9 protein-coding genes are annotated in these 11,849 nt (G+C 28.9%); all 9 read left to right on the plus strand.

Features of this window, described 5'->3' with window-relative positions; genetic code table 11:
• Positions 1-130 precede the first annotated feature (130 nt).
• The 9 genes from AAT22_RS09435 (at position 131) to AAT22_RS09475 (ending at position 11,818) form a co-directional block, all read left to right on the plus strand.
• On the plus strand, positions 131-1,111 hold the full coding sequence (locus AAT22_RS09435) for an alpha/beta hydrolase (protein ID WP_047001018.1): 981 nt from the start codon (positions 131-133) through the stop codon (positions 1,109-1,111).
• Positions 1,112-1,489: 378 nt separating this feature from the next.
• A complete protein-coding gene (locus tag AAT22_RS09440) occupies positions 1,490-2,806 on the plus strand; it encodes a YgeY family selenium metabolism-linked hydrolase (RefSeq protein WP_016207308.1) in 1,317 nt (438 codons plus the stop codon).
• A 68-nt stretch (positions 2,807-2,874) separates the two neighbouring features.
• Positions 2,875-4,068 carry a knotted carbamoyltransferase YgeW gene (gene ygeW, locus AAT22_RS09445; RefSeq protein ID WP_016207307.1) on the plus strand — a complete coding sequence of 398 codons (1,194 nt, stop codon included), beginning with the start codon at positions 2,875-2,877 and terminating at the stop codon, positions 4,066-4,068.
• Between the two features lie 112 nt (positions 4,069-4,180).
• Positions 4,181-5,110 carry a carbamate kinase gene (arcC, locus tag AAT22_RS09450; protein ID WP_047001019.1) on the plus strand — a complete coding sequence of 310 codons (930 nt, stop codon included), beginning with the start codon at positions 4,181-4,183 and terminating at the stop codon, positions 5,108-5,110.
• A gap of 18 nt (positions 5,111-5,128) precedes the next feature.
• Positions 5,129-6,343 (plus strand): diaminopropionate ammonia-lyase, encoded by a 1,215-nt coding sequence (gene dpaL, locus AAT22_RS09455; RefSeq protein ID WP_047001020.1) that lies wholly within the window; start codon positions 5,129-5,131, stop codon positions 6,341-6,343.
• Positions 6,344-6,679: 336 nt separating this feature from the next.
• Entirely contained in the window at positions 6,680-9,004 is a 2,325-nt protein-coding gene (locus tag AAT22_RS09460) for an ABC transporter ATP-binding protein/permease (protein ID WP_047001021.1), read from the plus strand.
• Positions 9,005-9,132: 128 nt separating this feature from the next.
• Complete coding sequence (locus AAT22_RS09465) at positions 9,133-9,807, plus strand: response regulator transcription factor (protein WP_047001022.1); 675 nt, start codon at positions 9,133-9,135, stop codon at positions 9,805-9,807.
• Positions 9,804-10,862: a HAMP domain-containing sensor histidine kinase gene (locus AAT22_RS09470; RefSeq protein WP_047001023.1), complete on the plus strand. Its 1,059-nt coding sequence runs from the start codon at positions 9,804-9,806 to the stop codon at positions 10,860-10,862. Before AAT22_RS09465 ends, AAT22_RS09470 begins: the two co-directional genes overlap by 4 nt.
• 95 nt (positions 10,863-10,957) lie before the next feature.
• Positions 10,958-11,818: a MurR/RpiR family transcriptional regulator gene (locus AAT22_RS09475; protein WP_047001024.1), complete on the plus strand. Its 861-nt coding sequence runs from the start codon at positions 10,958-10,960 to the stop codon at positions 11,816-11,818.
• Positions 11,819-11,849: the final 31 nt, after the last annotated feature.

Genomic DNA, 11,849 nt, shown 5'->3' on the forward strand with positions numbered 1-11,849 from the left:
GTTTAATTTATTGTATAAATATTTCAAATATAATATAAATTAAATAATAAGTATCCTTTGAATTTTAATATTTAAATAAAAAATATATATAATTTAATAAGCTTTTTATATAATGAAGAAAGGAGATAAGATGAGAAAATTTTTCAAAATTTTAGGAATGATATTAATAGCAATAGTTTTATTAGCAGGCATATTTATATATTCTATAAGAGATAGGATATCTTTATATACTAATATATTAAAAAAATATAGTGAATTTGTTGAGGATGGAGAGAGTTTAACACAAGATACTTCTTTAAAAGCAATAGATTATATAGATTATAATAATGTTGAATATAAAAATACTAATGGAGTTCCTTTAAATTTAGATATATATTCACCAAAGAAAGATGTAAAAGGAGGATCACCTGTAATTCTTTATGTTCATGGAGGAAGCTGGGTTTATGGTGGAAAAGAAATACCACAGGCTATATCTCCATTATTAGATTCCTTTAGAGAAGAAGGGTTTACTATAATAAGCACTAGTTATGAGCTTATGAGGAACGAAGAAAATTTCAGTAAGCAAATAAGTGATGTTAAGGATACGATAAGATGGATTTATAAAAATAAAGATAAGTTCGATTTTAACACAGACAGAATAGGAGTTATAGGAGCTTCTTCAGGAGCACATTTAGCTTTAATGGCAGCATATAGTGATAATAATGAATTTATTGACTCACCAGAATTAAAAGATTATCCCTGTGATATAAAATATATAATAGATTTTTTTGGACCAACAGATTTATCTACTTTAGATATTAACAATGTTCAATGGGATTTAGAGCAGATTATAAATTCTGTGGGAGAAAATAAAGATGAAATATTAAATAAATATAGTCCAATAAATTACGTGGATAAAGAAGAACCAACAACGCTTATAGTTCATAGCAAACAAGATAAAATAGTTCCATACGAAAATGCAGAATTATTATATAATAAATTAAAGTCGAATGGAAATAAGTCAGAGTTGATAACATTAGAAGGAACTAGTCATGATTTCTCTCAAATAGATATAGATGAACTTGTAGGTGTGGGAATTAAAATGTTAGAATTTATAGCTAAGAATATGTAGAAAATTAATAAAAGTATCAAATTTAATTTATACTTTTCTATATAAATGTAAAATTATATTTTCTAGATAAAACAATGCTTATCAATTTGATAAAAAACTATTTAAAGCCTCTAAAAGTCAAGAAAACTATAGAATTAACCAAAGTGATAAAGGGTTATCAAAAAGTGATAAAGGGTTATCAAAATGATAACCCTTTATTTTTTATACAAAAAAATATGAATAAATATGGTGAATAGCGAATAAAATCAAACAAAATCACATATAAAATTTAAAAAACACCGCTAAGATTTGGCATGGATTTTGCTTGATATATAAATGAGATTTAGAATAAAAATATTTAAAATTAAATACATTTGTAAAGATAAGGGGGAAAAGAATATGGATTTTAAAAATATCAAACTACAAGCAGAGGGATATGAAGCTCAAATGACTAAATTCTTAAGAGATTTAGTTGCTATTCCTGGAGAAAGTTGTGAAGAAAAAGGTGTTGTTGAACGTATAGCTGAAGAAATGAGAGCAGTAGGTTTTGACAAAGTGGAAATAGACCCACAAGGTAATGTATTAGGATATATGGGTACAGGGGAAACATTAATAGGTTTTGATGCTCATATTGACACAGTTGGTATAGGAAATAGAACTAATTGGAATTTTGATCCATATGAAGGCTATGAAACAGAAACTGAAATAGGTGGACGTGGTACTTCTGATCAATTAGGTGGAATTGTTTCATCTGTTTATGGTGCAAAAATAATGAAAGATTTAGGACTGTTAAATAAAAAATATACAGCATTAGTTGTTGGATCAGTTCAAGAAGAAGACTGCGATGGACTTTGCTGGGAATATATAATTAAGGAAGATAAAGTTAGACCTGAATTTGTAGTGTCTACAGAGCCAACAGATGGTGGTATATATAGAGGACAAAGAGGACGTATGGAAATACGTGTTGATGTTCAAGGAGTTTCATGTCATGGTTCTGCTCCAGAAAGAGGAGATAACGCAATTTATAAAATGGCTGAAATATTGACTAATGTTCGTGATCTTAACGAAAATGATGCAGCTGATGATAAAGAAATTAAAGGTTTAGTAAAAATGTTAGATGAAAAATATAATCCAGAATATAGAGAAGCTAACTTTTTAGGTAGAGGTACTGTTACAACTTCTGAAATTTTCTTTACTTCACCAAGCCGTTGTGCAGTTGCCGATTCATGTTCAATTTCATTAGATCGTCGTATGACTGCAGGTGAAACTTGGGAGAGCTGCTTAGAAGAAATTCGCGAACTTCCAGCTGTTAAAAAGTATAATGCAACTGTAAGTATGTATAACTATGATAGACCAAGTTATACAGGATTAGTGTATCCAATTGAATGTTATTTCCCAACTTGGGTAATTCCAGAGGATCATGTTGTAACAAAGGCAATGGAAGAAGCATATAAGGGTCTTTATGGAACAACAAGAAGTGGTGATGCTGTAACTAATGAAATGAGAAAAGCACGCCCTCTTACTGATAAATGGACATTCTCAACAAATGGTGTTTCAATAATGGGACGTAATGGAATTCCTGTAATAGGGTTTGGACCTGGTGCAGAAGCACAAGCACATGCTCCAAATGAAAAAACTTGGAAAGAAGATTTAGTAAAATGTGCTGCTGTTTATGCTGCATTACCAACAATTTATTGTGCTAATAAAGATAAATAAAAATATAATATTAAGTTAAATTTAAAAATTAAAATAAAATTAAGATAATGAAGGGTAGGAATATTAAGATGGCTTTAATGGACAAATATATTAATAAACTTAACGAATTAGATTTTTCAAAGATGCATAATGACGATTTTATGTTAACTTGGGAAAAGAGTGATGATGAATTACAAGCTGTATTTACAGTTGCAGAAGCATTAAGAACTTTAAGGGAAAACAATATTTCATCAAAGATATTTGATAGTGGTCTTGGAATATCCTTATTTAGAGATAACTCTACAAGAACAAGATTTAGCTTTGCATCAGCTTGTAACCTTTTAGGATTAGAAGTACAAGATTTAGATGAAGGAAAATCTCAAGTAGCTCATGGAGAAACAGTTAGAGAAACTGCTAACATGGTCTCATTTATGGCAGATGTTATAGGTATTAGAGATGATATGTATATCGGCAAAGGAAATACTTACATGAGAGAAGTATCAAAGGCTGTAAGAGAAGGTCATGAAGAAGGAACATTAGAACAAATTCCTACACTTGTTAATTTACAATGTGATATAGATCACCCAACTCAAGCTATGGCAGATGCTCTTCATTTAATAAACGAATTTGGTGGAGTAGAGAACTTAAAAGGAAAGAAAGTTGCTATGTCTTGGGCATATTCTCCATCATACGGTAAACCATTATCAGTTCCTCAAGGAATAATTGGATTACTAACAAGATTCGGAATGGATGTTGTTTTAGCTCATCCAGAAGGATATGAAGTAATGCCAGAAGTTGAAGAAGTAGCTAAAAAGAATGCTGAACTTTCAGGTGGATCATTTACTAAAACTAATTCAATGGAAGAAGCATTTAAAGATGCTGATATAGTGTATCCAAAGAGCTGGGCTCCATTTGTTGCTATGGAAAAAAGAACAGAATTATACGGTAATGGAGATTTTGATGGAATAAAAGCTTTAGAAAAAGAATTATTAGCACATAATGCTGAACATAAAGATTGGCAATGTACTGAAGAGTTAATGAAGACAACTAAGGATGGAAAAGCTTTATATTTACATTGCTTACCAGCAGATATTACAGGTGTTAGTTGTGAAGTTGGAGAAGTTGATGCTTCAGTGTTTGATAGATACAGAAAGCCACTATATAAAGAAGCTAGCTATAAGCCATATGCTATAGCAGCTATGATATTCTTAAGCAAAGTAAAAAATCCACAAGAAGTTTTAGCTAAGTTAGAAGCTGAAACTAAGGAAAGACAAGTTAAATAGTATAATTTAGATATTATATTTAGCATAAACACACTAATGGGCTTTTATTCAGTTTATTGAATAAGGGCCCATGCAATATAAAAATAAATCCAAATTAATAGGGAGAGAAATTATGAAAAAGAAAATAGTAATAGCATTAGGTGGGAATGCATTAGGAAATAATTTAGAAGAACAAATGGGTGCTGTTAAATCAACAGCAAGAGCTATTGTGGATTTAATTGAAGAAGGACATGATGTAGTAATATCTCATGGAAATGGGCCGCAAGTAGGAATGATAAATCTTGCTATGGATGCATTAACAAAGTCAAATTATAAATACTCATCAATTCCAATGTCTGTATGTGTGGCTATGAGTCAAGGATATGTAGGATATGACTTGCAAAATGCTCTTAGAGAAGAATTATTAAATAGGAATATAGACAAATCAGTAGCAACAATTGTTACTCAAGTTGAAGTCGATAAAAATGATGAAGCCTTTAGTAATCCAACTAAGCCAATTGGAAGTTTCATGACTAAAGATGAAGCGGAGGCTCTAATTGCAAAGGGTGAAAATGTAGTTGAAGATTCAGGAAGAGGCTATAGAAGGGTTGTTGCATCACCAAGACCAAAAAGTATTATAGAAATTGATACAATTAGAAGTTTAGTAGAGTCTGGACAAGTTGTTATAGCATGTGGTGGTGGTGGAATTCCAGTAATGAAAGAAGGAAACCATTTAAGAGGTGCTAGCGCAGTTATAGATAAAGATTTTGCTAGTGCTACATTAGCTAAAGAATTAGATGCTGATTTTCTAATTATATTAACAGCTGTAGAAAAAGCAGCTATAAATTATGGAAAAGAGAATGAAAAATGGCTTGATGATGTTACAGTTGAAGAAATGACTAATTATGTAGAAGAGGGACATTTTGCTCCTGGATCAATGAAACCTAAAGTAGAGGCAGGAATAGAATTTGCATCTTCTAAAGAAGGAAGATATGCACTTATTACTTTACTTGAAAAAGCTAAAGATGGAATTTTAGGTAAGACAGGAACAAGAATAAAATAAGCTCAAGGGGGAGAAGTAATGTCTGAAAAAATTCAATGGAAAGAAAATACCATGCCAAAGAATAAAAAAGATGGTGACTTAGACTTTTTAAATATAGATGAAATAAATAAAGCAAGAAACTTTCATAAAAGTTTCCCAGAATATAGTGTGACACCATTAGTTAATTTAGAAAATTTAAGTAAGAGATTAGGTTTAAAAGGAATATATTTAAAAGATGAATCTTATAGATTTGGATTAAATGCATTTAAAGTTTTAGGTGGTTCTTATTCAATGGGAAAATATTTAGCACAAAGATTGAATAAGGATATTGCTGAGTTACCATATGAAAAACTAACATCAGAAGAGGTTAAAAGTGAATTGGGAGAAATAACATTTGTAACTGCAACTGATGGAAATCACGGAAGAGGAGTTGCATGGACTGCTAATAGATTGAAACAGAAATCAGTAGTATATATGCCTAAAGGATCTTCACTAATAAGATTAGAAAATATAAGAAAAGAAGGAGCAGAAGCTTCAATTACTGATATGAATTATGATGATGCTGTAAGACTTGCAGCAAAATATGCAGAAGAACATAACGGAGTGGTAGTTCAAGATACAGCTTGGGAAGGTTATGAAGAAATACCAGCATGGATAATGCAAGGCTATGGAACTATGGGACTTGAAGCATTAGAACAATTAAGAAATGATTATAATGTAGAAAAACCAACTCATATATTCCTACAAGCAGGAGTAGGCTCTCTTGCAGGAGGAATTCAAGGATTCTTTGCATCAGTATTTGGAGAAAATTGTCCAACAACTGTTGTAGTAGAAGCAAAAGAAGCATCATGTTATTATGAATCAGCAATAGCAAATGATGGAAATCCAAGAGCAGTTGGTGGGGATATGCCAACAATAATGGCTGGACTTGCATGTGGAGAAGTTAATATAACAGGGTTTGAAGTGTTAAAAAATCACTCAAAAGTTTTTGTTTCAGCTCCAAATTATGTTGCAGCAAATGGAATGAGGGTTCTTGGAAATCCTTTAAATGGCGATAATAAGGTTATATCTGGAGAATCAGGAGCTGTTACATTAGGATTAGTATATGAATTAATGACAAATCCAGAATATAAAGATTTAAAGGAATCTATTAGCTTAGATGAAAACTCAAGGGTATTATTATTTAGTACTGAAGGAGATACAGATCCAGATAAGTACAGAGAGATTGTTTGGGAAGGAAGCTACAATAGATAATTGACAGTGGAGAGCACTAATTGATAATTTAGAATAGACAATAGATAATCTAAGAAGTAATTCAGAGTAGCTGAATTACTTCTTTTTTTAAAAGTTTTTCGCTTTTCAAATTTTCAACTATTAATTCTTAATTTTTTTATAAATTTGGTTATAATGTTAAGTATAATAACAATTTAGGACAGAAAACATTAAGGTTATTTCTTAGGATTTTATATAAGGGAATAAATGACTAACTTAATAAAAATTAAATAAATTTAATTTTTAAGTTCATATTCAGTTCATATAAATAAAATATTATAAACATATCGTAGCAAAATTTATTGTAGGAGGAAAAGTATGTTATCGTTAAAAAATATAAAAAAGTCATATGTAACAGGCGAATTTAAGCAAGTAGCATTAAATGGTGTAAGTCTAAGTTTTAGACAAAATGAATTTGTTGCAATATTAGGTCCAAGTGGTTCAGGAAAAACTACTTGTCTAAATGTTATTGGTGGATTAGATAATTATGATAGCGGAGATTTAATTATTAATGGAAAATCCACTAGAGAATTTAAGGATTCCGATTGGGATGCATATCGTAATAATAGTATAGGTTTTGTATTTCAAAGCTATAACTTAATAAATCATTTAAGCATTTTAGATAATGTAGAGATGGGGATGACATTAAGTGGGGTTTCATCATCTGAAAAACATAAAAAAGCTATGGAAGTCTTAGAACGTGTTGGACTTAAAGAACATGTTCATAAAAGGCCTAATCAACTTTCCGGAGGCCAAATGCAAAGAGTTGCTATTGCAAGAGCTCTTGCTAATGATCCAGATATAATATTGGCAGATGAACCTACTGGTGCATTAGATACTAAGACTAGTATTCAAATAATGGATTTGATAAAAGATATTGCAAAAGATAAGCTTGTTATTATGGTAACTCATAATCCAGAACTTGCAAAAGAATATGCAGATAGAATAGTTGAGTTTCGAGATGGAAATGTAATTTCAGATACTAATTCATTAGAAGATGAAAAAGGCAATACTTCATATAGTCTTAGAAAGACAAGTATGAGTTTCCTTACAGCATTAAAGTTATCTGGAATGAATATTAGAACTAAAAAATGGAGAACTTTCTTAACAGCATTTGCATCAAGTATTGGGATTATAGGAATAGCTTTAATTCTCTCTCTTTCAAATGGATTTGATAAGCAAATAGATATGTTTGAAACAGATACATTGTCAGGTTTTCCAATAATGATTAATCAAACAGCAACAGAAATAGATGTAAATGATATGAAATCACAAAGAAATAAAATGCTTGGTTTAGATAAAGAGGAAGGAAAATACCCAGATTCAGAAGTTATTTATCCTTACAACGCAGAAGAAAATAGACGAACACATAAAAATAATTTAACTGAAGATTATGTAAAATATATAGAAGATATAGATAAAAGTTTATTATCAGGTCTAGGATATACACGTTTAGTTAACATGAATATTTTAAAAATGGTAGATGATACTGCAACAACAATAAATACTAAAGATTTAAATTTATCTTCTTATCCAATAAGTACAGATGGAAATAAAATAGGCTATTTAGAAAAGAATTATGATTTATTATATGGAAATTATCCAGAAACAATGAATGATTTAGTTTTAGTAGTTGATGAATATAATAAAATCGACACAAAGGTTTTAGAGGCATTAGGAATAAGTAGTAATTTAGAAGAGATTAATTTTAACAATATTGTAGGACATGAAATTAAAGCAGTTTTAAATGATGATTACTATAAGAAAGTTGGAAACTTTTTTACATTATCAGTAAATCCCTCAGATATGAGTGAACTTTATAATAATGAAAGGGCTATTCCACTAAAAATAGCAGGTATTATAAGACTTAAAGACGGCGTGGATATTTCATTATTATCTAATGGTATTTCATATTCAGATGATTTAAGCAAATATTTCATAGAAAAATCAAAAGATTCAGAAGTAGTTAAAGCACAGCAAGAGGCAGATTATAATGTATTTACAGGACAAAGTTTTGCAGAAGATAATGGCACATCTAATGCAAAAGAAAGCTTATTAGCAAGTCTAGGGGCAACAGAGGTTCCTTATATGATAACTTTATATCCAAAAGATTTTACAACAAAAGATGAAGTAATATCATATTTAGATTCTTGGAATGATGGAAAAGATAAGGAGGATATGATAATATATAATGATATGGCAAGTACCTTTGTAAGCTTATCAAGTGGGATTATGGATGCAATAACAATGGTTCTTATAGCATTTGCAGCAATATCATTAGTAGTATCATTAATAATGGTTTCAATAATAACTTATATTTCTGTGTTAGAAAGAACAAAAGAAATAGGAGTATTAAGGGCATTAGGAGCTAGAAAGAAGGATATAACAAGAGTATTTAATGCTGAAACATTTATAATTGGAAGTTTATCAGGTTTTCTTGGAATACTTATAGCTTGGCTTTTAACTTTCCCAACAAATCATATACTATATAAGGTAACTGATTTAGAAAACGTTGCTGTTTTAAATCCAATTCATGCAATATTATTAGTAATAATAAGTGTAACATTAACCATACTTGGAGGATTTATACCAGCTAAAATGGCATCAAAGAAAGATCCAGTTGAAGCTTTAAGAACAGAATAAAATATTGATAATATTAGGCAAATATCTTTTTTAGGTATTTGCCTATATTTTTAACTATATTATAATAAATAATAAGATATAAAACTTACTTTTAATTATAAGAAACTATAAATGTTAAGGAGAACACAATGATTAATATACTAATTGTTGAAGATGATAAAAGCTTAAGAAGATTAATGGAAGTGATTTTAAAACAAAAAGGATATTATGTTTATTTAGCACAAAATGGGGAAGAAGCTATAGAAATCTTTGAAGATAAAATTATTAATTTGGTAATCTGCGATATAATGATGCCTAAGGTTAATGGATATGAATTAGTAAAGGTTTTACGTAGTTCTTATTATGATTTACCAATTTTAATGGTTACGGCTAAAGAAAATATAGAAGATAAAAGAAAAGCCTTTTCAATTGGTGCAGATGATTATATGGTAAAGCCAATAGATTTAGATGAGATGCTTCTTAGAATTAATGCACTTTTAAGACGGTCAAAAATAGTTAATGAAAACAAATTAAGTATTGGAGATGTAGTTATAAATTATGATACTTTAACAATAATAAAGAAAGACAAAATAGTGGAATTACCTAAAAAGGAATTTTATTTATTATTTAAACTTTTAAGTTATCCAAAACAAATATTTACTAGAGGACAGCTTATGGAAGAAATATGGGGGATGGATATTGAAAGTGATGAGAGGACAGTAGATGTTCATATAAAAAGAATTAGAGAAAAATTAAATGATTTTAATGAATTTAAAATAATAACAGTTAGAGGATTGGGATATAAGGCGGAAAAAAATGTATGAAGAAAGTATATAACTATTTTAGAAATACCCTTCAAGGCAAAATAATAATCTATTTTTTTACTACAATATTTATAAGTAATGCAATTACATTTTTTATAGTTTCTCCGATAATAAATAAGAAAATATCTATAATTAAAGAAAATTCAAGTGTAGAATTTAATGATTTTCATACATTAAGATTTCTAACCTTATTAATAAGTTTTATAATCTGCGTGACATCCTTGTGTTTTATATCCACATTAGTGGTAAAAAAGATAAAGGTATTAACAAAAGCAACCAATGAAGTTGCTCAAGGAAATTTTGACATTAATCTAGAAACAAAGGAAAAAGATGAGATAGCCCAGTTAATTTTTTATTTTAATGAAATGACAAATAAACTAAGGAATACTGCTTATATACAAAAAGATTTTGTAAATAATATTTCTCATGAACTAAAAACCCCAATTTCATCTATACAAGGTTTTGCAAAAATACTTAAAGATGATAATTTAACTAAAGAAGAAAGATTAGAGTATTTAGATATTATAATAGAGGAGTCTAAAAGATTAGAAAAATTATCAATTAACACATTACGTTTATCTAAGCTTGAAAATCAAGATATTATAGATAATGAAAATAAGTTTTCTTTAGATGAAAATATAAGAAAAGCTATCCTTATATTGCAAGGAAAGTGGATAGGAAAAAATATAAATTTCAATTTAGATCTTCCTAAAACATATTATTATGGAAATGAAGAATTATTTTTGCAAGTTTGGACTAATATAATAGAAAATGCGATTAAATTTTCAAATAATAATGGAAACATAAGTATTTGGATAGAAAAAAGCTTAGATTTTATCAAGGTTAATATAAAAGATGAAGGAATAGGAATGGAGAAAGAGGTTGTAAATTTTATATTTGATAAATTTTATCAGCAGGACAATTCAAGAAGTGAACTTGGCTATGGGCTAGGGCTTGCAATTGCAAAAAGAATTGTACAACTTTCCAAAGGGACTATTTCAGCAGAAAGTGAACTAAATAAGGGAAGTACTTTTATTATAAGTTTAAGTAGGTAATAAAACAATATGTTATAAAGCATATATTTAAAAGTAGTTATTTATTTAATTTTATAATATAATTATTTTAAAATAATAAGACAAGAGGGATAGATATGAAATCTTTGCTAGTAAAAGATAGAGATGAGCTAACTAAGGCAGAAAATAAAATTTGTGATTATATAGAAGAATATATGAATAGCAGTATATATATGACAGTAACTGAAATAGCTAACAACTGTGGAGTCGGTGAGGCTACAGTTACAAGATTTTGTAGAAAGCTTGGATTTAGAAGTTTTTTAGAGTTTAAAATGACAATGGCACAAGAATTTAAGAATAATGGGTATGATAATGCTGATACTAGTGCTGAGATAAATAAAAATGAAGTATTATCAGAAAATGATTCTCTAGGAGAGTTTGTTAAGAAGTTTTATGATATGAATGTTAATTCTTTGGAAGATACTTTAAAGAAAATAGATTATAAAATAATTGAAGAAATATCAAATATATTAGTTAAAGCGAAAAGAATAGCTTTTGCTGGGATTGGACACTCTGGAATAATTGCAGAAGATGCATATTATAAATTTATGAAAATAGGGTTAGTTTGTAACTTTTATAGAGATAGTCATACACTATTAATGATGGCATCATTAATGAAAGCTGGAGATGTGCTATTTATTATTTCAAATAGTGGGAATACAGACGAAGTTAATATGGCAGCAGAAGTTGCTAGAGAAAATAATGTAAAAGTAATTTCTATAACAGAAAATCTATTATCAAGGTTATCAAGGGTTAGTGATTATGTATTAAATTATACATATCAAGAAATGAAACTTGATATGGAATCTGTAGGAATAAGGATATCTCAAAGCTTTTTAGTAGATTTAATATGTACTAATGTGATAAGAAACAATAAGGAAGTAGCTTTAGACTCTAAAATTAAAACAGAAAAAGCAATTAAGAAATTAAGTAAATAAAAGTTTAAATAAGGGGCTGTCGCACTAATAA

This window comes from Clostridium sp. C8 (assembly GCF_001010885.1).
Lineage (GTDB): Bacteria > Bacillota > Clostridia > Clostridiales > Clostridiaceae > Clostridium > Clostridium sartagoforme.

Bases quoted from the DNA above. Each gene is read 5' to 3' on its own strand.
- AAT22_RS09470 (WP_047001023.1), top strand. From the start codon at position 9,804: ATGAAGAAAGTATATAACTATTTTAGAAATACCCTTCAAGGCAAAATA.
- AAT22_RS09465 (WP_047001022.1), top strand. From the start codon at position 9,133: ATGATTAATATACTAATTGTTGAAGATGATAAAAGCTTAAGAAGATTA.
- AAT22_RS09440 (WP_016207308.1), top strand. From the start codon at position 1,490: ATGGATTTTAAAAATATCAAACTACAAGCAGAGGGATATGAAGCTCAA.
- AAT22_RS09475 (WP_047001024.1), top strand. From the start codon at position 10,958: ATGAAATCTTTGCTAGTAAAAGATAGAGATGAGCTAACTAAGGCAGAA.
- ygeW (WP_016207307.1), top strand. From the start codon at position 2,875: ATGGCTTTAATGGACAAATATATTAATAAACTTAACGAATTAGATTTT.
- AAT22_RS09460 (WP_047001021.1), top strand. From the start codon at position 6,680: ATGTTATCGTTAAAAAATATAAAAAAGTCATATGTAACAGGCGAATTT.
- dpaL (WP_047001020.1), top strand. From the start codon at position 5,129: ATGTCTGAAAAAATTCAATGGAAAGAAAATACCATGCCAAAGAATAAA.
- arcC (WP_047001019.1), top strand. From the start codon at position 4,181: ATGAAAAAGAAAATAGTAATAGCATTAGGTGGGAATGCATTAGGAAAT.
- AAT22_RS09435 (WP_047001018.1), top strand. From the start codon at position 131: ATGAGAAAATTTTTCAAAATTTTAGGAATGATATTAATAGCAATAGTT.